The sequence below is a fragment of the Streptacidiphilus anmyonensis genome (genome assembly GCF_000787855.1).
GTDB lineage: Bacteria > Actinomycetota > Actinomycetes > Streptomycetales > Streptomycetaceae > Streptacidiphilus > Streptacidiphilus anmyonensis.
On record NZ_BBPQ01000068.1, the window covers coordinates 1 to 22190 of the forward strand.

The window sequence follows — 22190 nt, forward strand, 5'->3', positions numbered from 1 at the left end:
GAGCGGCTCCGACCGGCCGTCCGCGCCGCTGTCGCGGGGCTCCGGCCGCGCGTGTGCGCCGTCCCGGGCCGCGGCCCTTCGCCCGAGCGTCCGGTATGCCCGCGGCCTCGCCGCAGGCGCCCGTCGCGCGCCTCCCCCATCCACGCCCTCGGCACTCGCTCGTGGTGCGCACGGGACGTCTCAGCCCGAAGTCCTCACCCGTCGAAGCCCTGAAGCCCTGAAGCCCTGAAGCCCTGAAGCCCTGAAACTGCGAAGCCCTGACGCCCGAAAGGCTGCCCCATGATGAACGCCCTGGGCGATCCCCAGTCCCTGCTGGTGCTCGGCGGTTCCTCCGAGATCGGTCTGGCCACGGCCCGACGGTTGGTCGGCTCGCGGGCCGAGGTCGTTCACCTGGCCGGGCGGCCCTCGTCCGCGCTCGACGCCGCCGCGGCCGAGCTGAGCGCGCTCGGCGCGCAGGTGCACGTGCACGACTTCGACGCCCGCGCCGTGGAGACCCACGAGGCGGTCCTCGGCAAGATCTTCGCCGAGGGCGACATCGACGTCGTCCTGCTCGCCTTCGGCGTCCTCGGCGATCAGGAGCAGGGCGAGCGCGAGCCGCTGTCGGCGGTGGCCGTGGCGCAGGTCAACTACCTCGGGGCGGTCAGCTCCGGTCTGCTGTGCGCGCAGGCGCTGCGCCGTCAGGGGCACGGCGCGCTGGTTGTGCTCTCCTCCGTCGCGGGCGAGCGCGCCCGCCGCTCGAACTTCATCTACGGCTCCACCAAGGCGGGCCTGGACGCCTTCGCCCAGGGCCTCGGCGACTCGCTGCACGGCAGCGGCGCGCGGGTCATGGTCGTCCGCCCCGGCTTCGTCCGCACCCGGATGACGGAGGGTCTGCCCGAGGCCCCGCTGGCCACTACGGCCGACGCCGTCGCGGAGGCCGTCGTCGACGGTCTGCGTCGCGGCAGTGAGACCGTCTGGGTCCCGGGCGCGCTCCGCTTCGTGATGTCCGGCCTGCGACACCTGCCCCGCGCGGTCTTCCGCAGGCTGCCCGTGTGAACGGGGTACGTTCTGGGGCGTGGACCAGCTCACCCGAATGCCCCTGATCGGACCGGTCGTGGCCTGGGTGACGCGCACCCGGGCCTACCACGTCTACGAGCACTTCAACGACGTCGGCTCCAGCCGGATGGCCGGCTCGGTCACCTTCTTCGGCTTCCTCGCCATGTTCCCGCTGCTGACGGTCGCGCTGGCGGTGGCGGCCTCGGTGCTGTCGGACAGCAGGGTGAACACCCTCCAGCAGAAGATCGCCGAACAGATCCCCGGACTGTCGCGGCAGCTGAACCTGCACGAGGTGGCCGCGAACGCCGCGACGGTGGGCCTGGTCAGCGGCGTCATCCTGCTGGTCTCCGGCCTCGGCTGGGTCGACACCACCCGCGTCTCCATCCGCACCTCCTGGTACCTGCCGCTGGAGCCGGGCAACGTGATCGTCCGCAAGTTCTGGGACACCGTCATGCTGATCGGGCTCGGCGTGGTCGGTGCGATCTCCCTCGCGGCCTCGACCGCCGCGGGCGCGCTGACCGGCCAGGCCGCGAAGTGGCTCGGCCTGGAGGGTTCGACGGGCGGCCGGGTGGCCCTGGCCGTCGTGGCGTTCCTGCTCGCCGTCACGGTGGACCTGATGGTCTTCTCGTACATCCTCGTCGGGCTGCCGCGGATCTTCGGCCAGCCGCGCCGGGTGGTGCTGGAGGCCGCCGTGCTGGGCGCGATCGGCTTCGAGATCCTCAAGCAGGCCCTTGCGGCCTACGTCGCGGGCGTCGCGACGAAGAGCGTCTACGGCGCCTTCGGCACCCCTGTCGCGCTGCTGCTGTGGATCAACTTCATGTGCCGCTGGCTGATGTACTGCGTCGCCTGGACCGCCACCGCGGACCCGGAGGCGGCACGCCTCCGGGCGCGGGAACGGGCGGTCGAGGCCGTCGCGAAGGCCGACGAGGACGTCTGATGGACGTCTGATGGACGTCTAGAAGGTCGTCCTCCTCCGGCGCCGCCTGCGGGCGAGCAGGACGCCGCCCGTGCCCGCCAGCAGGGCGACGGCCACGCCGCCGACCGCGTACGTGGTCGACGAGGCGCCGCCGGGGGAGGCCGAGGCGGACAACGGGCCTGCCGCCGTGCCGCCTGACGCGGCGTGCGGGGAGGCGCTCGCGGCGTCGGACGAGACGGGCTTGGTGGCGTCGAGGGTGCCGATGGGCTTGGTGCGGCCCTCGGCCGCGAAGCCCCAGTCGAGGAGGGCGCGCGCCTCGCGGTAGACCTCGTCCGTCGCGTGGTCCTGCGGGTTCATCACGGTGACCAGCAGGGTGTGCCCGTTCCGCTGCGCGGCCTCGACCAGGGTGTTGCCCGCGTTCGTGGTGTAGCCGTTCTTGACGCCGATGAGGCCGGGATAGTGGCCGCCGACCCCGTCGAGGCCGGTGAGCAGCCGGTTGGTGTTGGCGATCTGGAAGGGCTTGCCCTTCGTGTTCGGGCCGCCGGGGAACTCCGCGAAGGCGGTGTCGCAGTACTTCGCGAAGGCGGGATCCTTGAGGCCGTCGCGGGCGAACAACGACAGGTCGTAGGCCGAGGAGACCTGTCCGGGCATGTCGTAGCCGTCGGGACTGACGACGTGCGTGTCCTTCGCGCCCAACGTCTCCGCGCGCGCCTGCATCTGCTGGACCGTCGCGGCGACCCCGCCGTTCATCGCGGCCAGGACGTGCACCGCGTCGTTGCCGGAGCGCAGGAAGACGCCGAGCCACAGGTCGGAGACCGCGTACGTCTGGCCGGGGACCACGCCGACCTCGCTACTGCCCTCACCCATGCCGTCGAAGTCCGACAGGGCGACCTTGTGGGTCTCGCCCTGCGGGATCTTGGGCAGGACGGTGTCCGCGAACAGCGTCTTCAGCGTGCTCGCAGGCGGGAGCGCCCAGTGCGGGTTCTGCGCGGCGAGGACGTCGCCGGTCTCGTCGTCCGAGACGATCCAGGACAGCGCGGAGAGGCCGTGCGGGAGGGCGGGCGCGCCGGCGCCCACCTGCGGGCCGGGGCGGCCGAGTACCGCGCCGCCGACCGTGGACATCTGCGCGGGCGGCTGTCTGACGGCACTGGCCCGCGGGCTCGGGGTGTGGCCTGCCGCGGTGAGCGTCAGCACCACTCCAGCGGCGGCCGCCGTGGCGACCGTTCCCCGTACCGTCCGTACCGTCCGACTGCGGACGCGATCACGTAGCTGCACGCCGTCGACCGTACCCAATCCTTTTCTGCCCGGTCCGAAAAGCAGACAGGACCCCTCGTCCGGATGCGGCCGGACGGCCGACCATACTGACCTCATGAGACTCAGCCGACGTGCTTCCTGGTTCCTGACGGCCTTCGGCGTCTGGTCGATCTGGATCTGGGTGACCTTCTTCAAGAACCTCTGGGCGGACCACGAGGGGCTCGCCTTCACCGGCGGTGACCACGGCAAGCCCACCGCCTACTTCTGGATCCACGCCGCACTGGCGCTGAGCTCGCTGCTGCTCGGCGTCGTCGTCGGCTCGCTCGGCGTGCGCGGCCTCCGCTCCGGCCGCAAGGTCGCCGACCCGGCGGAGGCGACGCCGGGAGCATGATCTATAAAGGCTCCAATCGTCCACCCTTTCGGTGGATCACACGCTTGGAGCATCATGCCCATCCGTACCGCCGCGCCCGCTCTCGCGGGCGCGCTCGCCCTGGCCGCCGTCGCCGCGCCGGGCACCGCCTTCGCCGTGACCCAGCCGGTGAAGCCGCAGATCACCCACGCCGCGGTGTCGTCGCTGAACATCGGTCTGACCGGCAAGCTGACCTTCTCGGTCAACATCAGCGCCAAGGACGCCAAGGGCGTCAAGAGCATCCAGGCCCTGCCGTACCCGCTCGCGTCCAAGGCGGTCCCGACCCGGACCGACGTGGCCAAGGAGCCCGGCAGCTCGCTGCCGACGCTCGCGCGGACGGCGACCACCCTGACCGTGGGTGCGTCCGACGTCATCAACGTGGCGGTCGACCGCTTCCCCGACGAGATAGCCGGGACCTACGGCGTCGCCATCCTGGTCACCGCCAAGGACGGCAGCACCACCTTCGCGGCGAAGGGCGCCACCTACAGCTGGACGCGCGCCGACGTGCTGTCCGCCAAGCCGGCGTCCGGCACCGTCCGCAAGGGCGCCCTGCTGACCGTCAAGGGCCAGCTGAACCGGGCCGACTGGACCAAGCGGGTCTGGGCCGGCAACGGCGGCCAGCTCGTGCTGCTCCAGCAGCGCAACGCCAAGGGCGTCTGGGTGACCAAGGCCACCGCGAAGACCGCCGCCAACGGCTCGGTCAGCGTCTCGGCCCGTGACTACGCGTCCGGCAGCTGGCGTCTCGTCTACGGCGGCAACACCGTCTCCGGTGCCGCCGTCTCCGGCGCCACCTCCGTGGTCGTCAAGTAACGTCACGTAAGGCACACGCACGGACGGAAGGCCCGGCCCCCTCGCGGGGGCCGGGCCTTCCGGCGTCAGCGCAGGCAGCCAGGCTCAGTAGCGGCGCGTCAGCAGCGCGCGCTTCACTTCCTGGATCGCCTTCGTCACCTCGATGCCACGCGGGCACGCGTCGGTGCAGTTGAAGGTGGTGCGGCAGCGCCACACGCCCTCACGGTCGTTCAGGATCTCCAGCCGCTGCTCCGCGCCCTCGTCACGCGAGTCGAAGATGAAGCGGTGGGCGTTCACGATCGCGGCCGGACCGAAGTACTGGCCGTCGTTCCAGAACACCGGGCAGGAGGAGGTGCACGCGGCGCAGAGGATGCACTTGGTGGTGTCCTCGAAGCGCTGGACGTCCTCCTCCGACTGGATCCGCTCACGCGTCGGCGCGTTGCCCTTGGTGATCAGGAAGGGCATCACGTCGCGGTACGCCTGGAAGAACGGGTCCATGTCCACGACGAGGTCCTTCAGGACCGTCATGCCCTTGATGGCCTCGATCGTGATCGGCTTCTCGGGGTTGACGTCCTTGATGAGGGTCTTGCAGGCAAGACGGTTCTTGCCGTTGATCCGCATCGCGTCGGAGCCGCAGACGCCGTGGGCGCAGGAGCGACGGTAGGTGAGCGTGCCGTCCTGCTCCCACTTGACCCGGTTGATCGCGTCCAGGACGCGCTCCTTCGGGTCCACCGTGAGCTGGTAGTCGACCCACACCGCGTCCGGGTGCTCCTCCGGGTTGAACCGGCGGATCCGGAGCGTGATGGTGATCAGCTCGACCTTGCCCGACTCGGCGGCGTCCAGCGCGGCGGAGTGCGGGTTGGCTTCGTCGATGGTGGGGGTGCTCATCAGTACTTACGCTCCATCGGCTGGTAGCGGGTGACCACGACCGGCTTGTAGTCCAGGCGCACGCTGGTGTCGCCGTTCGCGTCGACCTCGCGGTACGCCATGGTGTGGCGCATGAAGTTGACGTCGTCGCGGGTCGGGAAGTCCTCGCGGAAGTGACCGCCGCGCGACTCCTTGCGGGCGAGCGCGGAGACCGCGGTGACCTCGGCCAGGTCGAGCAGGTTGCCCAGCTCGACGGCCTCCAGCAGGTCGGTGTTGTAGCGCTTGCCCTTGTCCATCACCGAGATGTTCTTGTAGCGCTCCTTCAGCTCGGCGATGTCGGCCACCGCCTGCTTCAGGGTCTCCTCGGTGCGGTACACGGACACGTTGGTGTCCATGGACTGCTGCAGCGCCTCACGGATCTCGCCGACCCGCTCGGTGCCGTTCGAGGTGCGGATGGTCTCCAGCATCTCGACGACCTTCGCGGCCGGGTTCTCCGGGAGCTCGACGAACTCGGCGGTCTCGGCGTACTTCGCGGCGGCGATGCCGGCGCGACGGCCGAAGACGTTGATGTCGAGCAGCGAGTTGGTGCCCAGGCGGTTGGCGCCGTGCACCGAGACGCAGGCGACCTCGCCGGCGGCGTACAGACCCGGCACGACGGTCTCGTTGTCCAGCAGGACCTCGGACTCGTTGTTGGTCGGGATGCCGCCCATGGCGTAGTGCGCGGTGGGCTGGATCGGGATCGGGTCCGTGTAGGGCTCGATGCCGAGGTAGGTGCGCGCGAACTCGGTGATGTCCGGCAGCTTGGCGTCCAGCTGCTCCGGCGGCAGGTGCGTCAGGTCCAGGTAGACGTGGTCGCCGTTGAGGCCGCAGCCACGGCCCGCCCGGATCTCCGAGTAGATGGCGCGGGAGACGACGTCACGGGACGCGAGGTCCTTCATGACCGGCGCGTAGCGCTCCATGAAGCGCTCGCCGTCCTTGTTGCGCAGGATGCCGCCCTCGCCGCGGGCGCCCTCGGTGAGCAGGATGCCCATGCGCCAGATGCCCGTCGGGTGGAACTGGAAGAACTCCATGTCCTCCAGCGGCAGGCCGCGACGGTACGCGGCGGCCTGGCCGTCACCGGTCAGGGTGTGCGCGTTCGAGGTCACCTTGAAGAACTTGCCGTTGCCGCCCGAGGCGAAGATGACGGACTTCGCCTGGAAGACGTGCACCTCGCCGGTGGCCAGCTCGTAGGAGACGACGCCGGCGACCTTCTTGACCCCGTCGACGTCGGTGAGCAGCAGGTCCAGGACGTAGAACTCGTTGAAGAACTCCACGCCCTCCTTGACGCAGTTCTGGTACAGCGTCTGGAGGATCATGTGGCCGGTGCGGTCCGCGGCGTAGCAGGAGCGGCGCACCGCGGCCTCGCCGTGGTTGCGGGTGTGGCCGCCGAAGCGGCGCTGGTCGATCTTGCCCTCGGGGGTGCGGTTGAAGGGCAGACCCATCTTCTCCAGGTCGAGGACGGCGTCGATCGCCTCCTTGGCCAGGATCTCGGCGGCGTCCTGGTCGACCAGGTAGTCACCGCCCTTGACGGTGTCGAAGGTGTGCCACTCCCAGTTGTCGTCCTCGACGTTGGCGAGGGCGGCGGCCATGCCGCCCTGGGCCGCGCCGGTGTGGGAGCGGGTCGGGTAGAGCTTGGTCAGGACCGCGGTGCGGCTGCGCTTCGTGGCCTCGACGGCGGCGCGCATGCCCGCGCCGCCGGCGCCGACGATGACGGTGTCGTACTGGTGAATCTTCATGGTCTCTTCGCTGCCTCGTCGTCCGTCCGCGTCAGCTGATGTTCGGGTCGAAAGTGAAGATCACCAAGGTGCCCAGGAACACGGTGAAGACCGTGGCGGCCACCAGCAGGACCTTCAGCCAGAAGCGGGTGTTCGGGCGCTCGGCGTAGTCGTTGATCACGGTGCGCATGCCGTTGGCGCCGTGGAGCATCGCCAGCCACAGCATGAGCAGGTCCCAGACCTGCCAGAACGGCGAGGCCCAGCGGCCGGCCACGAACGCGAAGGAGATCTTCGAGACGCCGCCGTCCAGCACCAGCTGGATGATGAGGTGGCCGAGGACCAGGAAGACCAGCACGATGCCGGACAGGCGCATGAACAGCCACGCCAGCATCTCGAAGTTGGTCCGGCTGCGCCGCCCGGAGGTGGTCTTGGTGCGCTTGCGCGGCGGCTCGATGAGGAACGCCGTCGCGTCGGTGGGAGTCGAGTCGGTGAGCTCGACGTTGCCGATGGAGTCGGTAGCCATCTGTTATCTCACCCTCAACTGAACAGCCATTGGAGGGTCTCCTGCAGGACGGGGTAGAACGCCCCGGCCATCAGCAGGACCCAGACGGTCACGACGGTCCACAGCATCTGACGCTGGTACTTCGGCCCCTTGGCCCAGAAGTCCACCGCGATGACCCGCAGACCGTTCAGCGCGTGGAAGAGGATGGCGGCCGTCAGGCCGTACTCCATCAGGTTGACGAGCGGCGTCTTGTACGTCGCGATCACGCTGTTGTAGGCCTGCGGCGAGACGCGGACCAGTGCGGTGTCGAGGACGTGGGCGAACAGGAAGAAGAAGATGAGGACGCCGGTGACTCGATGAGCCACCCACGACCACATGCCTTCCCGGCCGCGGTACAGCGTTCCAGCCGGCACGGAAGAACCCTCCGGGAGCGGGGCGGGGGTCGCCCGATCAGCTCGGCGGCATCGTCGTCGGTGTCGGTCGGCCCGGCCGGATACGGTCCACCGGCCGCGGCCATCGTAGCCAGGCCGGAGGCCCGTGGGCCTGTCGGGGCCCCTGCGGCGGGCCGAGATCCACTCAGATGATCTGCTTGTGACCGGCTCGTGACCCGCCGGAAGGGCGCTTGATCCCGAGTTTTCCCAGGGAACGCCCGTGAGTCTCCTGGTAGCGCGTCAAAGTAGCGGCTGAAGGATGTGGGCGATCTCACCCTCGCGATCTCACGAAGGCGCCGAGGCGTGAGACGAGACCAGGTGGGTCAACCGGCTGAGGGTGATCCGGCGCAGCTGCTCGGCGGTGGTGCTGCGCTCCTCGTCGGGATCGCTCCCGAGCCGGGCGCGGATGCTGGCCAGCACGGTGTCCAGCATCTCCTCCGGCGGGCAGTCGTCCAGGGACACCACGAACACGTGCCCGAAGCGGGCCTCGTACGCGGCGTGCGCCGCCCGCAGTGCGGTGTGCGCGGCCGCGCTGCCCGGCGCGCGCATGCCGAGCAGCGGCTGGGGCATGCAGCTCTCGTCGGCGAGCGCCTCCGAGAGGTCGCGGTGCGACATGTCGTACGAGGCCTCGCTCGCGGCGGCCAGCAGCGAGTCCACGTCCGGGTACGGCCGGTGCGCGGCCATCCTTATCGCCCAGCGCCGACTCCCGCAGCAGGCCAGCAACGCCTCCTCGGCGGCACCCGGCGCAGCGTCGTTGAGACGGGACAGCCCCGGTACGGGCGACTGCGGTGCGGACGGCTGCGGGATCTGCGACCTGGCCAGCGGGTCCTCCTCGAACGGGTTGGAGCCCTTGAGGTTAAGGGGTGCGACCGACTCAGTCGGCACTACAGGGGACGCCAGAAGCGGTGCCGCAACGGCACCCGACACCAGGATTCACTCGTACGGGGTATTAAGTCGAGTCCTCGACGCCCGAATTATGAGACAGCGTCAGCCGGATGAACGGCGGCAGCCCTCCAGGGGCGCGGGGCTCTGCCGATGTGCGGCGCCGCCGCGGGGGCGCGGGCAACCACCGGTATGCGGTTGGCCCTGCGCGTTCGGGGCTCTGCCGGCGTCGGATGGGGGCACCTCCCGGCCGAGGGCTGGGGGATTGTCGCGCAGTTCCCCGCGCCCCTCAGGTGAGTGCAACCTCGGGAGGTGCCCGGGCCCCGCGCCCCCAGCGGTCAGCGGCGGTGCACCTTGTGCTGCGCGGCCTGCGCGCGGGGGCGGACCACCAGGAGGTCGATGTTGACGTGCGGGGGACGCGTCACCGCCCAGACGATCGTGTCCGCGACGTCCTCCGCGGTGAGCGGGTCGGGGACGCCCGCGTAGACGGACTCGGCCTTCGCGGCGTCGCCGCGGAAGCGGGTGAGGGCGAACTCGTCCGTCTTCACCATGCCCGGCGCGACCTCGATGACGCGGATCGGCTCCCCGACCAGCTCCAGCCGGAGCGTGCCCGCGATGGCGTGCGCCCCGGCCTTGGCCGCGACGTAACCGCCGCCGCCCTCGTACGCGGCGAACGCCGCGGTCGAGGAGAGGACGACGACGGTGCCGTCGCCGGAGGCGCGCAGCGCGGGCAGGAACGCCTGGGTGGCGTGCAGCACGCCCAGCACGTTGACCTGGTACATCCGCAGCCAGTCCGTCGGGTCGCCGGTCTCCACGGACTCCGCGCCGAGCGCCCCGCCCGCGTTGTTGACCAGGACGTCCACCCGGTCCAGGGTCGCCGCGAAGGCGTCCACCGCCGCGCGGTCGGTGACGTCGACGGCGTGGACGCTCGCCCCGTCGCCGATCTCCTCGGCCAGCGCCTCCAGGCGCTCCACCCGCCGCGCGACCAGGGCGACCCGGTATCCGGCCGCCGCCAGGCCCCGGGCCGTCGCCGCTCCGATGCCGCTGCTCGCACCCGTCACGACGGCGACCTTCTGGACTGTCATCTGACCCGTTCCTCCAATGGCGTTGTGTCTCTCGTGGGCAAGCTCCTAGAGGATGCGACTATTCCTCTCCCACGCGCATCATTACCGTACGTAGCGACGTCGAGGTTCGCGGAAGGGACCCCCATGGCCCGCCTGTCCGAGTCCGGACTGCCCATCGAGCCCGTCTACGGGCCGGCCTCCCAGGAGGGCTGGGATCCGGCGACCAGGCTCGGCGAACCGGGCCGGTACCCGTTCACCCGCGGCGTCTACCCGACGATGTACACCGGGAAGCCGTGGACCATGCGGCAGTACGCCGGCTTCGGCACCGCCGCCGAGTCCAACGCCCGCTACCAGCAGCTGATCGCCAACGGCACCACGGGCCTGTCCGTCGCCTTCGACCTGCCCACGCAGATGGGCTACGACTCGGACGCGGCGCTCGCGCACGGAGAGGTCGGCAAGGTCGGCGTCGCCGTCGACTCGGTCGAGGACATGGGCGTGCTGTTCGGCGGCATCCCGCTGGGCGAGGTCTCCACCTCGATGACCATCAACGCGCCGGCCTCGCTGCTGCTCCTGCTCTACCAGCTGGTGGGCGAGGACCAGGGCGTGCCGTCGGACAGGCTGACCGGCACGATCCAGAACGACGTGCTGAAGGAGTACATCGCCCGCGGCACCTACATCTTTCCGCCCAAGCCCTCGCTGCGCTTGATCGCGGACGTCTTCAAGTACTGCAAGGCCGAGATCCCGCGCTGGAACACCATCTCCATCTCCGGCTACCACATGGCCGAGGCCGGGGCGACGCCCGCGCAGGAGATCGCGTTCACCCTGGCCAACGGCATCGAGTACGTCCGCACCGCGCTGGCGGCCGGCATGGACGTGGACGACTTCGCGCCGCGGCTGTCCTTCTTCTTCGTCTCGCGCACCACGATCCTGGAGGAGGTGGCCAAGTTCCGCGCCGCCCGCCGGATCTGGGCGCGGGTCATGAAGGAGGAGTTCAAGGCGGAGAACCCCAAGTCGATGATGCTGCGCTTCCACACCCAGACGGCGGGCGTGCAGCTGACGGCGCAGCAGCCCGAGGTCAACCTGGTCCGCGTCTCCGTCCAGGCGCTGGCGGCGGTGCTGGGCGGCACCCAGTCGCTGCACACCAACAGCTTCGACGAGGCCATCGCGCTGCCGACGGAGAAGTCCGCGCGCCTGGCCCTGCGCACGCAGCAGGTGCTGGCCTACGAGACGGACGTGACCGCGACGGTGGATCCGTTCGCCGGCTCCTATGTCGTCGAGGCGCTGACCGACGAGGTCGAGGCGGCGGCGCTGGAGCTGATGGCCAAGGTCGAGCAGATGGGCGGCGCGGTCGCCGGCATCGAGCGCGGCTACCAGAAGGCCGAGATCGAACGCAGCGCGTACCGGGTCGCCCTGGAGACGGACTCCGGCGAGCGCACCGTCGTCGGCGTCAACCGCTTCAAGCTGGACGAGGAGGAGCCGTACGAGCCGCTCCGCGTCGACCCGGCGATCGAGCGGCAGCAGGCCGAGCGCCTCGCCCGGCTCCGGGCGGAACGCGACGGCGCGGCCGTCGACCGCGCGCTGTCGGCGCTGCGGCGCGCGGCACAGACCCCGCGGGAGAACGTCCTCTACCCGATGAAGGAGGCGCTGGCGGCGCGCGCCACGGTCGGCGAGACCTGCGACGCGCTGCGCGAGGTGTGGGGGACCTACGTGCCGGTCGACAGCTTCTGAGCCGTCGGCACCTGAGATGATGGCAACGTCTCAACCGCTCGCTCGTTGATCTCTTCAACGATGCAGTGCGGGAGGCAGCATGAAAGAGGTTCCCTACCCCGTTCGGGGCGGATCATGCGCCGAGCGGGCGACAAACTTCTCGTCCGGCGGTATGAATTTCGGTGATCCCCTGCCCCAACCGCCCCAGGGCCGTAGCCTTGTGGAGGTGAACCAGTCGAATGAGCTGCGGTCCCGCGTCGACGCCCTCCAGCCCGAGCTGATCGCCTTCCGGCGCGACCTCCACATGCACCCCGAGCTGGGTCGGCAGGAGGTACGCACGACCGCGCTCATCAAGGCCCGCCTCGAGCGGGCCGGTCTCGCGCCGCGCGTGCTGCCCGGCGGGACGGGCCTGCTGTGCGACATCGTTCCGGCGGGCCTCTCCGCCGAGCGGGGCGTGTGGGGGTTCCGCGCCGACATCGACGCGCTGCCGATCGAGGACGCCAAGCCGCTCGACCTGCCCTACCGCTCGACGGTGCCGGGCTGCTGCCACGCCTGCGGGCACGACGTGCACACCACCGTCGTCCTCGGTACCGCCCTGGTCCTCGCCGAGGCCGCCCGCCAGGGCACGCTGCGGCGGCCGGTGCGGCTGGTGTTCCAGCCGGCCGAGGAGCAGATGCCGGGCGGCGCGCTGGACGTGATCAAGGCGGGCGTGCTGGCCGGCCTGGAGCGGATCTTCGCGGTGCACTGCGACCCCCGGGTCGAGGTCGGGAAGATCGGCCTGAAGATCGGGGCGATCACCTCCGCCTGCGACCTGCTCAAGCTCACCCTCGCCGGTCCCGGCGGGCACACCGCCCGCCCGCACCTGACGACGGACCTGGTGATGGCCGTGGCCAAGACGGCCACCGAGCTGCCGGCCGCGCTCCAGCGCCGGATGGATCCGCGCTGGGGCGTGAGTCTGGTCTGGGGCCGGATCGAGTCCGGCTCCGCCGCCAACGCGATCCCCCAGCACGCGGAGCTGGAGGGCACGGTCCGCTGCCTGGAGACGGCCGGCTGGCGCGAGGCGCCGGGCGCGATCGACGAACTGGTCGGGCAGATCGCGGAGACCCACCGGGCCAAGTGGGTGCTGGACTACCGCCGCGGTGTGCCGCCGGTGGTCAACGAGGCGGAGTCGATCGCGCTGTTCGAACAGGCGATGACGGAACGGTTCGGCGCGGAGACGGTGGAGACCACCGAGCAGAGCCTGGGCGGCGAGGACTTCTCCTGGTACCTCCAGGAGGTCCCGGGCGCGCTCGCCCGGCTGGGCGTGCGCTCGCCCGACGAGCAGGGCGTGCGCGACCTGCACCAGGGCACCTTCGACGCGGACGAGCGGGCCATCGGCGTCGGGGTGGAGCTGTTCAGCGCGCTGGCTCTGGGCTGACCTGCGGCCCCTTCCTCCGGGCTCAGCGAACCCGACACGCGGACAAACGGCGTCGACCCTCCCGGGCGGCGCCGTTTGGTGTCTCATGGTGTTGACAGGTGTGCGCCGAGCGAGCGAAATCGGAGCGGCACCATCCGGTTCACCCGGCTGCTTCGGAGCGCTCGCGATGGTAGAAATGCGACGATCTGATAACGGCCCCGCAGCCGTAATCCAAAAGTGTTCTACGCGCGTTAACCTCGCATCCAATCGGTTGAGCAAAGCCGCTCCCTGCCCCCGGGCTCTGCGATGTCGGCTCTTCATCTGGAGGAATTGATGAACAAGCCCGTTCAGCTGGCAGCGATCGCGGCACTGGTCGCCCTGACCGCCACGGCCTGTGGATCGAAGCCCGTCTCCACCTCGGGTTCCAGCACCAGCTCCGCGAACGCCGCCGGCAGCTTCAAGGCGTGCATGGTCACCGACACCGGCGGTCTGGACGACCACTCGTTCAACGCCGAGTCCTGGGCCGGCATGCAGGACGCCGCCAAGGCCGACTCCAACATCACCGTTCAGAACGCCACCTCCGCGACGGAGAACGACTACGCCAGCAACATCGCCGGCTTCGTCTCCGCCCAGTGCAAGCTGATCGTCACGGTCGGCTTCGCCATGAACGACGCCACCGTCGCCTCGGCCAAGAAGAACCCCAGCCAGAACTACGCGATCGTCGACAACACCTCGACCCCGTCGCAGATCAAGGGCCTGGAGTTCAACACCGCGCAGGGCGCCTTCCTCGGCGGCTACTTCGCGGCCGGCATGAGCAAGACCGGCAAGGTCGCCACCTTCGGCGGCGCCAACTACCCGACCGTCACCGTCTACATGGACGGCTTCTGGGAGGGTGTGCAGTACTACAACCAGAAGCACGGCACCCACGTGCAGGTCCTCGGCTGGAACGAGACCACCCAGCAGGGCACCTTCGACCCGACCCAGTCCTTCACCGACCAGGCGGGCGGCAAGCAGATCGCCGCGACCTTCCAGTCCGAGGGCGCGGACATCATCTTCCCGGTCGCCGGCGGCACCGGCATCGGCGCGCTGTCGCAGGCCCAGTCCTCGGGCGGCAAGATGAACGCCATCTGGGTCGACGACGACGGCGTCATCTCCAACCCGCAGTACGCCTCCGTCATCATGACGTCCGTGACCAAGGGCATCGCCACCGCCGTGAGCACCGCGGTGCAGGAGGCGGCCAAGGGCAACTTCTCCTCCACCCCGTTCGTCGGCACCCTGGCGAACAACGGCACCGGCCTGGCGCCCTACCACCAGTTCGCGTCCCAGGTGCCCGCCTCGCTGACCGCCCAGATCGCCGCGGTCAAGCAGGGCATCATCAACGGCACCATCGTCATCAAGTCCAAGAGCCAGCCGAAGGCCGGCTGAGTCCGGACGGTCACGGGCGGGCGCGCACGGCGCGCCCGCCCACCGGCCTGTCGTCCCCGGGTTTTCACGCCCCGGGGCCTGGCGGGCCCGTCAAGTCCTCGATAGCTTCCGCCGATCGACTCTGATGCCCGGCGTGAGGAGTGTGTTCACAAGTGCGTCTGGAACTTCGCGGCATCACCAAGCGATTCGGTTCGCTGGTCGCCAACGACCACATCGACCTGACGGTCGAACCAGGTGAGGTCCACTGTCTGCTGGGTGAGAACGGTGCCGGCAAGTCCACGCTGATGAACGTCCTGTACGGACTTCACCAGCCCGACGAGGGCGAGATCCTCGTCGACGGCGAGGCCAAGACGATCAGCGGTCCCCGGGACGCCATCGCCAACGGCATCGGCATGGTCCACCAGCACTTCATGCTGGTCCCGGTCTTCACCGTGGCCGAGAACGTCGTCCTCGGCGACGAGGTCGAGCTCGGCGCCAGCCGCGGCCCGCTGGGTCTGCTGGACCGCCGCCGCGCCCGCAAGGACGTGCAGGAGGTGTCCAAGCGCTACGGCCTCCCCGTCAACCCGGACGCCCTGGTCGAGGACCTGCCCGTCGGTGTCCAGCAGCGTGTCGAGATCGTCAAGGCCCTGGTCCGCGACGCCCAGACGCTGATCCTGGACGAGCCGACGGCCGTGCTGACCCCGCAGGAGATCGACGACCTCTTCGTCGTCATGAACTCGCTGCGCGAGGCCGGCAAGTCGATCGTCTTCATCACGCACAAGCTCAAGGAGGTCAAGGCGATCGCCGACCGGATCACCGTGATCCGGCGTGGCGCGGTCGTCGGCGAGGCCTCCCCGACCTCCAGCGAGCAGGAGCTGGCCTCGATGATGGTCGGCCGCTCCGTGCAGCTGGTCGTCGACAAGGAGACCAGCAAGCCCGGCAAGGCCTCCTTCCAGGTCGAGAACCTGACCGTGCTCGACGCCAACGGCCAGGCCGCCGTCGACGACGTCTCCTTCACCGTCCACGACGGCGAGATCCTCGGCATCGCCGGCGTCCAGGGCAACGGGCAGTCCGAGCTGGCCGAGGCGATCCTCGGTCTGGTGCCGGCCGCCGCCGGGACGATCTCGCTGGACGGCAGGCAGCTGACGGGCAGGACCCCGCGTCAGGTGCTCGACGCCGGTGTGGGCTTCGTCCCCGAGGACCGCGGGCACGACGGCGTGGTCGGCGAGTTCACCGTCGCCGAGAACCTGGTCCTGGACCTCTACAAGAAGCCCCCGTTCGGGCGCGGCCTGTCGATCAACCTCGACGAGATCGCCAAGAACGCCGACGCGCGGGTCAAGGAGTTCGACATCCGCCCCGCCGCGCCGCAGCACCCGGCCGGCAAGCTCTCCGGCGGCAACGCCCAGAAGGTCGTCGTGGCCCGCGAGCTGTCGCGTCCGCTGCGCCTGCTGGTCGCCTCGCAGCCGACCCGCGGCGTCGACGTCGGCGCGATGGAGTTCATCCACAAGCGCATCGTCGCCGAGCGCGACCAGGGACGGCCGGTCGTGGTCGTCTCCACCGAGCTCGACGAGGTGCTGGCGCTGGCCGACAAGGTCGCCGTGATGTACCGCGGCAAGATCGTCGCCACGGTTCCGCCGACCACCTCCCGCGACGAGATCGGCCTGCTGATGGCCGGCATCACCGGCAACGGCGACAGCGCCGGCGGCGCCGCCGACGCGAGCGCCGACGCGAGCGGCACCGCGGGCGCGGCCGGCGTCGAGAGCACTGAGAGCAGCACCGAAGCGGCCGAAGCCGCCACCACGAACCCGGAGGAGGCGGACTCGTGAGCACGCCCGAACCTGAGAAGAACGAGGCCGCCGACGCCGCGAAGCCGGCGACCGCCGCCCCGAAGCCGCAGCCGGACCGGCCGCCCCGCGACTGGGGCGTCATCATCCGCAACGTCTTCACCGCCGAGAACGGCGCGATGGTCACCTTCCTGGCCATCGTGCTCGCGCTCGTGGTCGGCGCCCTCATGATCGTCCTGTCGAGCACCGACACGATGAACAAGCTGGGCTACTTCTTCGCCTCGCCCGGCGACTTCCTCTCCTCGGCCTGGAACGACATCTCCAGCGCCTACTCCTCGCTGTTCAAGGGCGCGATCTTCGACCCGGCGACGATCTCCGGAACGCCGGAGCAGTTCTTCGGCCCGATCTCGAACACGCTCGAGTACGCCACCCCGCTGATCTTCGGCGGTCTGGCGATCTCGGTGGCCTTCCGGGCCGGCATGTTCAACATCGGCGGCCAGGGCCAGCTGATCGTCGGCGCGATCTTCGCCTCGTACGTCGGCTTCTCCTGGACCGCGCTGCCCGGCGCGCTGCACATGATCGTGGCCGTGCTGGCGGGCATCGTCGGCGGCATGCTCTACGGCGGCATCGTCGGCTGGCTCAAGGCCAAGCGGGGCGCGCACGAGGTGATCGTGACGATCATGCTCAACTACGTCGCCCTGCTCTTCCTGGGCGGCTGGCTGCTGAACACCTCGGTGTTCCACAACCCGGCCGCGGCGGGTCAGGCGATCTCCAAGCCGGCCAGCTCCAGCGCCGTGCTGCCGCACCTCTTCGGCGACCAGCTCTTCACCGACATCGGCCTGCTCTTCGCGATCGCCGCCACCTTCGCCGTGGCGTGGTTCTTCAAGCGCAGCAAGCTCGGCTTCGAGGTGCGCGCGGTCGGTCTGCGGCCCAGTGCCGCCCGGACCGCGGGCATCAACGTCAGCCGGGTGCAGATCGCCTCCATGCTGATCTCCGGCGCGCTGATGGGTCTGATCGGCGTGACCCAGACCCTCGGTCTGGCCAACCCGAACAACAACTCGCTGAGCCCGAACATCGACGCCGGTCTCGGCTTCAGCGCGATCACCGTCGCGCTGCTGGGCCGCACCAAGCCGTGGGGCGTCGTCGGCGCCTCGCTGCTCTTCGGCGCGCTCCAGGCCGGTGGCGCGCTGATGCAGACGCAGGCGCAGGTCTCCATCGAGATCATCACCGTCATCCAGGCCCTGATCGTCATCTTCGTGGCCGCGCCGCAGCTGGTGAAGGAGATCTTCCACCTGCGGGCCCACAAGATCGACACGGGCCAGGGCGGCGACGAGGCCACCCCGACCGTCGACCCGTTCCACACGACCGAAACCATCAACGTTGCCGGAGGCGAGGAATGAGCACGGCATCCACCGCAACCGGGAACGTCCCCACGACGAACGTGGCCGCAGTGGCCGCGGACACCCGGTCCAAGATGATCAGCGGCGTCGTCATGGCCGTCGTCGGCGCCCTGGCGCTGTGGGGCTTCGGCCTCAGCTCGCGCGTCAGCAACGGTGCGCACACCCAGTTCGGCCTCAAGTACGACCCGACCCAGACGGGCGGTCTCGGCCCCATCTCGGCGCCCGCCCAGGAGGTCGCGCTCGCGCTGACCTCGCTGGCCGTCCTGTGCGGCCTGGTCCGGGCCTTCGCCCCGATCTCGAAGAAGGTCCAGCTGTGGCTGGACGGCGTCTACTTCGCCAGCCTCGTGGTCGCCTTCCTGGTGTGGGCGGCGGCGGGCTCGTCCGTCGGCCTGAACGTGCCGTCGATCATCGTCCTGACGGCCGCGGGCGCGGTGCCGCTCATCCTCGGCTCGCTGAGCGGCCTGATGTGCGAGCGCTCTGGTGTCGTCAACATCGCGATCGAGGGCCAGTTCCTCTTCGGCGCGTTCGCGGCGGTGATCACCGCGTCCAGCACCGGCTCGCTGTGGGCCGGCGCGATCGCGGGCTGCCTGGGCGGCGCGCTGATGTGCGCCCTGCTGGCCGTCTTCGCCAACCGCTACCTGATCGAGCAGGTCGTCCTCGGCGTCGTGCTCAACCTGCTCGCCTCCGGCGTCACCGGCTTCCTCTACGACCGGGTCATGTCGACCAACGGCGGCACCTACAACCAGGCCAAGGGCTTCTCGGCGATCAAGATCCCGGGCCTGTCGTCGATCCCGATCATCGGTGAGCTGTTCAACCAGAACATCATCTTCTACCTGGCCTACGTCCTGGTGCCGGTGATGTGGTTCCTGCTCTTCCGCACCCGCTGGGGTCTGCGCACCCGCGCGGTCGGCGAGCACCCGACGGCCGCCGACACCGTCGGCATCAAGGTCATCGGCCTGCGCTACCGCAACGTCATCACCGCGGGTCTGCTCTCCGGCCTCGGCGGCGTCTGGCTGACCCTCGGTCTGGCCAGCGCCTTCGGCAAGGACATGAGTTCCGGCAAGGGTTACATCGCCCTCGCGGCACTGATCGTCGGCCGCTGGTCCCCGATCGGCGCCTTCGGCGCGGCGGTGCTGTTCGGTTTCGCGACCGAGCTCCAGGTGGCGCTGTCCTCCCTGAACACGCCGATCCCCGGCGCGTACCTGGCGATGGCCCCCTACCTGGTGACCATCTTCGTGGTGGCGGCGATGGGCGGCCTGACCCGTCCGCCGGCGGCGTCCGGCAAGCCGTACATCAAGGGCTGAGGCCGTGGACACCGACGCGGTCGACTGGGACGCGCTGCGCTCCGCGGCCCGGGAGGCGATGGGGCGCGCGTACGCGCCGTACTCCGACTTCCCGGTGGGCGCGGCGGCGCTGGTCGACGACGGCCGCATCGTCAGCGGCTGCAACGTCGAGAACGCGTCGTACGGACTGGCCCTGTGCGCGGAGTGCGGACTGGTGTCCGCACTCCACGCCTCGGGCGGCGGCCGCCTGGTGGCGTTCACCTGCTGCGATCGCAGCGGCGCGCCGCTGATGCCCTGCGGGCGCTGTCGGCAGCTGCTGTGGGAGCACGGCGGCCCGGAGCTGATCGTGGAGTCCGTCTCCGGCATCCGCCCGCTCAGCGAGCTCCTGCCGGACGCCTTCGGGCCGGAACGTCTGTAACCGGGATTCAGCTGCAACACCATGCGGCCCCGCCGCGTGGGCGCGAGCAACCACCCTGTGCGGAGGCCCTGGGCGTCGGGGACCATCCGCATGTGGGTGGCATGTCGCGCAGTTCCCCGCGCCCCTGTTGTGGTCGCCCGCCGCGCGCCCGTTCCTCGCCCCTGATGTCTTGCAACGAGCTGTTACGCGCGTAGAGTTCTGTCTGTCTCCCCCTTCGCACAACCATGGAGTGCACGTGGACGCCATCTCCGTCATCCGCGCGAAGCGCGACCGCGCCGAGCTGACCGATGCTCAGATCGACTGGGTGATCGACGCCTACACCCGCGGTGAGGTCGCGGACGAGCAGATGTCCGCGCTGGCCATGGCGATCCTGCTGAACGGGATGAACCTGCGCGAGATCTCCCGCTGGACCGACGCGATGATCCGGTCCGGCGTGCGGATGGACTTCTCCTCGCTGCCGCTGCCCACCAGCGACAAGCACTCCACCGGCGGTGTCGGAGACAAGATCACGCTGCCGCTCGCCCCCCTCGTCGCGGCCTGCGGCGCGGCCGTGCCGCAGCTCTCCGGCCGCGGGCTCGGCCACACCGGCGGGACGCTGGACAAGCTGGAGTCCATCCCCGGCTGGCGGGCCCTGCTCTCCAACGACGAGATGATGCAGGTGCTGCGCGACGCCGGCGCGGTCATCTGCGCGGCCGGCGACGGCCTCGCGCCCGCCGACAAGAAGCTGTACGCGCTGCGCGACGTCACCGGCACCGTCGAGGCGATCCCGCTGATCGCGTCGTCGATCATGTCGAAGAAGATCGCCGAGGGTACCGGCGCGCTGGTCCTGGACGTGAAGGTCGGCTCCGGCGCCTTCATGAAGAACCTCGCCGACGCGCAGGAGCTGGCCCGGACCATGGTCGGGCTCGGCAAGAACGCCGGCGTCAACACGGTCGCGCTGCTCACGGACATGGGCACCCCGCTCGGCCTCACGGCCGGCAACGCGCTCGAGGTCCGCGAGTCGGTCGAGGTCCTGGCCGGCGGTGGCCCGGCCGACGTCGTCGAGCTGACGATCGCCCTGGCGCGCGAGATGCTCGCCGCGGCGGGCGTCACCGGCAAGGACCCCGAGACCGCGCTGCGCGACGGCTCCGCGATGGACCACTGGCGCCGCATGATCGCCGCGCAGGGCGGAGACCCGGACGCGGCCCTGCCGGTCGCGCGGGAGCAGCAGGTCCTCACCGCTCCCGCGAGCGGCGTGCTGACCGGCCTCGACGCCTACGCCGTCGGCGTCGCCGCCTGGCGCCTCGGCGCGGGCCGCGCGCGCAAGGAGGACCCGGTGCAGGCGGGCGCGGGCGTCGAGATCCACGCCAAGCCGGGCGCCCACGTCACCGCGGGCCAGCCGCTGCTGACCCTGCACACGGACACCCCGGAGCGCTTCGACTACGCCCTGGAGGCCCTTGCCGCCCCGGACGCGATCACCATCGCCGACGGCGCGGACTTCAAGCCGACCCCGCTGATCCTCGACCGCGTCTCGTAGTCACGCGTCGTCGTCCGACTCCGTCTGCGCCCGCCCGGCTCCGTCACGGGCGGGCGTAGACGGCCACGAAGTCGCGGCTGGAGTAGTCGTAGTAGCGGGTCGCGGCGCGGACGAAGTTGACCAGGTTGTGGGGGACCGGGTCGTGGGGGTCCTTCGTCGCGTCGTAGGAGATGAACGACGGCCAGCTGAGGTTGATGTCCAGCATCATGGCCGTCACCGCGCCCGCGCGCTGCAGCAGGGTGGCGAGGGACTGGACGGTGAGCAGCCGGCCGCCGACGTAGACGATGTCGCCGTTGCGGTCGACGCCCACGCCCGAGCGGGCGACGGCCGGGTTGCCGCCGTCGTCGAAGCCCCAGGTCTCCGTGCCGCCGTTGTAGACGGCTCCGGTGATCCGGCCGTCGCGGACCAGCGGCACCAGGCACTGGCGGACGCCGACCACGTCCGGGGCCATCCGCACGTCCTCGTTCCAGACGCCGACGGTCAGTGAGCCGTCGCGGTGGAAGACCTCGGAGGCCGCGCCGTCGCGGAGGTAGCCGATGGTCCGGCCGTCGAGGTAGAACCCGCCGTGCGAGTCGCCGTTGGAGACCTTGAAGCCGCCGTTGTAGGCGGCGACCAGGCCGGCGCGTTCGCCGGGGGCGATCGTGGACGGAACGGGCCAGCTGCCGCCGGGCTCGGACACCCCCGGGTGCAGGTCGAAGCGGAGCGCGTGCTGCTTCATCCAGACGATGCCCGCCGGGAACCCGATGTCGTAGCCGTCCGGCCGCACCAGCGCGCTCTGGATCACCGGCTGGCCCTCCTCCCGGACCAGCGCGGTGAAGTCGCCCTCGCCGGGTTGGGCCGGGCTGACGAGTGGTTGGACGGGCGCGTGCAGCGGGACCGGAGGCACCGTCGGCGTCGGTGCGGACGTCGGTCGCCCCGCCGGGCGGAGCGGGTTGGCCCGGATGCCGAGCGCGTCCGCGGTACAGGAGGCATCCGCGGGGACCTTGCCCTGGTGCGCGTTCTCGACCAGGCTCACCACGGAGCCCAGGCCGTGACAGCGCCCCCAGTGGGCGAGCTTCGTCTGCGCCCCGCCGGGGCCGGGCGCGTCGAGCGCGTCGTGCACGCAGACGCCGGCGACGACGGCCGCCGCGACGGCGGCGCCGAGCGCCGCGTAGGCGACACGGCGCCGCCGGGAACGGCCCGGGGAGGTGGGGCCGGTCTCGGCGTCGCCGACTGGATCGCGGGGCTTGCGGCGCAGTCGCATGAGCGGAGAGGTACCCGGCTCTCAGCCCGCTGCGCCGCAGGTTCACCCGGGAGGAGCAACCGCGCCCCCGCCGGGGCGCGGCTCCGAGCCCGCGGGGCGAAGCCGCGGCCCGGCGCGGGGCGGTCTCGCTGCGGGG

Annotated in this window: 20 protein-coding genes; 12 read left to right on the forward strand and 8 right to left on the reverse strand. The window is 70.6% G+C overall.

Features of this window, described 5'->3' with window-relative positions; all coding sequences use genetic code 11:
- Positions 1–279: 279 nt before the first annotated feature.
- Complete coding sequence (gene dprE2, locus TR50_RS34705; protein WP_042431652.1) at positions 280–1035, forward strand: decaprenylphospho-beta-D-erythro-pentofuranosid-2-ulose 2-reductase; 756 nt, start codon at positions 280–282, stop codon at positions 1033–1035.
- A 19-nt stretch (positions 1036–1054) separates the two neighbouring features.
- The gene (locus tag TR50_RS34710; protein WP_042431654.1) at positions 1055–1972 is read left to right on the forward strand and encodes a YihY/virulence factor BrkB family protein; all 918 of its coding nucleotides are present in this window, start codon (positions 1055–1057) and stop codon (positions 1970–1972) included.
- Between the two features lie 18 nt (positions 1973–1990).
- Here the strand turns inward: TR50_RS34710 and TR50_RS34715 are convergent, their stop codons facing one another.
- Positions 1991–3226, reverse strand: a complete 1236-nt coding sequence (locus TR50_RS34715) for a D-alanyl-D-alanine carboxypeptidase family protein (RefSeq protein WP_052441687.1) — start codon at positions 3224–3226, stop codon at positions 1991–1993.
- A 94-nt stretch (positions 3227–3320) separates the two neighbouring features.
- Between TR50_RS34715 and TR50_RS34720 the strand changes: the two genes are divergently transcribed.
- A complete protein-coding gene (locus TR50_RS34720) occupies positions 3321–3596 on the forward strand; it encodes an SCO4848 family membrane protein (RefSeq protein WP_042431658.1) in 276 nt (91 codons plus the stop codon).
- A 54-nt stretch (positions 3597–3650) separates the two neighbouring features.
- Positions 3651–4424 (forward strand): hypothetical protein, encoded by a 774-nt coding sequence (locus tag TR50_RS43235; RefSeq protein ID WP_052441688.1) that lies wholly within the window; start codon positions 3651–3653, stop codon positions 4422–4424.
- A gap of 84 nt (positions 4425–4508) precedes the next feature.
- On the opposite strand, the gene TR50_RS34730 is transcribed toward TR50_RS43235, so the two are convergent.
- The 6 genes from TR50_RS34730 to TR50_RS34760 form a co-directional block, all read right to left on the reverse strand.
- Positions 4509–5291, reverse strand: a complete 783-nt coding sequence (locus TR50_RS34730; protein ID WP_042431660.1) for a succinate dehydrogenase iron-sulfur subunit — start codon at positions 5289–5291, stop codon at positions 4509–4511.
- The gene (sdhA, locus tag TR50_RS34735) at positions 5291–7045 is read right to left on the reverse strand and encodes a succinate dehydrogenase flavoprotein subunit (protein WP_042431663.1); all 1755 of its coding nucleotides are present in this window, start codon (positions 7043–7045) and stop codon (positions 5291–5293) included. Before sdhA ends, TR50_RS34730 begins: the two co-directional genes overlap by 1 nt.
- 31 nt (positions 7046–7076) lie before the next feature.
- Entirely contained in the window at positions 7077–7547 is a 471-nt protein-coding gene (locus tag TR50_RS34740; RefSeq protein WP_042431664.1) for a succinate dehydrogenase hydrophobic membrane anchor subunit, read from the reverse strand.
- Positions 7548–7561: 14 nt separating this feature from the next.
- The gene (gene sdhC / locus TR50_RS34745; protein WP_042431666.1) at positions 7562–7939 is read right to left on the reverse strand and encodes a succinate dehydrogenase, cytochrome b556 subunit; all 378 of its coding nucleotides are present in this window, start codon (positions 7937–7939) and stop codon (positions 7562–7564) included.
- Between the two features lie 303 nt (positions 7940–8242).
- On the reverse strand, positions 8243–8764 hold the full coding sequence (locus TR50_RS34750; protein ID WP_042431722.1) for a 2-oxo-4-hydroxy-4-carboxy-5-ureidoimidazoline decarboxylase: 522 nt from the start codon (positions 8762–8764) through the stop codon (positions 8243–8245).
- A gap of 413 nt (positions 8765–9177) precedes the next feature.
- Positions 9178–9924 carry an SDR family NAD(P)-dependent oxidoreductase gene (locus TR50_RS34760; protein ID WP_042431670.1) on the reverse strand — a complete coding sequence of 249 codons (747 nt, stop codon included), beginning with the start codon at positions 9922–9924 and terminating at the stop codon, positions 9178–9180.
- Between the two features lie 123 nt (positions 9925–10047).
- On the opposite strand from TR50_RS34760, the gene TR50_RS34765 reads away from it, so the two are divergent.
- From TR50_RS34765 to TR50_RS34800, 8 genes are all read left to right on the forward strand, one after another.
- The gene (locus TR50_RS34765) at positions 10048–11631 is read left to right on the forward strand and encodes an acyl-CoA mutase large subunit family protein (protein WP_042431676.1); all 1584 of its coding nucleotides are present in this window, start codon (positions 10048–10050) and stop codon (positions 11629–11631) included.
- Between the two features lie 205 nt (positions 11632–11836).
- Positions 11837–13027, forward strand: a complete 1191-nt coding sequence (locus TR50_RS34770; protein WP_269084831.1) for an amidohydrolase — start codon at positions 11837–11839, stop codon at positions 13025–13027.
- A 312-nt stretch (positions 13028–13339) separates the two neighbouring features.
- Positions 13340–14431 (forward strand): BMP family lipoprotein, encoded by a 1092-nt coding sequence (locus tag TR50_RS34775; RefSeq protein ID WP_042431684.1) that lies wholly within the window; start codon positions 13340–13342, stop codon positions 14429–14431.
- A 152-nt stretch (positions 14432–14583) separates the two neighbouring features.
- A complete protein-coding gene (locus TR50_RS34780) occupies positions 14584–16236 on the forward strand; it encodes an ABC transporter ATP-binding protein (RefSeq protein WP_042431686.1) in 1653 nt (550 codons plus the stop codon).
- On the forward strand, positions 16233–17594 hold the full coding sequence (locus tag TR50_RS34785) for an ABC transporter permease (RefSeq protein ID WP_063775202.1): 1362 nt from the start codon (positions 16233–16235) through the stop codon (positions 17592–17594). Before TR50_RS34780 ends, TR50_RS34785 begins: the two co-directional genes overlap by 4 nt.
- Positions 17591–18898, forward strand: coding sequence for an ABC transporter permease (locus TR50_RS34790; RefSeq protein WP_052441689.1), 1308 nt, complete (start codon positions 17591–17593; stop codon positions 18896–18898). Before TR50_RS34785 ends, TR50_RS34790 begins: the two co-directional genes overlap by 4 nt.
- A gap of 4 nt (positions 18899–18902) precedes the next feature.
- Positions 18903–19295, forward strand: a complete 393-nt coding sequence (locus TR50_RS34795; protein ID WP_269084832.1) for a cytidine deaminase — start codon at positions 18903–18905, stop codon at positions 19293–19295.
- Positions 19296–19530: 235 nt separating this feature from the next.
- The gene (locus TR50_RS34800; RefSeq protein WP_042431688.1) at positions 19531–20811 is read left to right on the forward strand and encodes a thymidine phosphorylase; all 1281 of its coding nucleotides are present in this window, start codon (positions 19531–19533) and stop codon (positions 20809–20811) included.
- 43 nt (positions 20812–20854) lie between these two features.
- Here the strand turns inward: TR50_RS34800 and TR50_RS34805 are convergent, their stop codons facing one another.
- Entirely contained in the window at positions 20855–22054 is a 1200-nt protein-coding gene (locus TR50_RS34805) for a phosphodiester glycosidase family protein (protein WP_042431693.1), read from the reverse strand.
- Positions 22055–22190 lie beyond the last annotated feature (136 nt).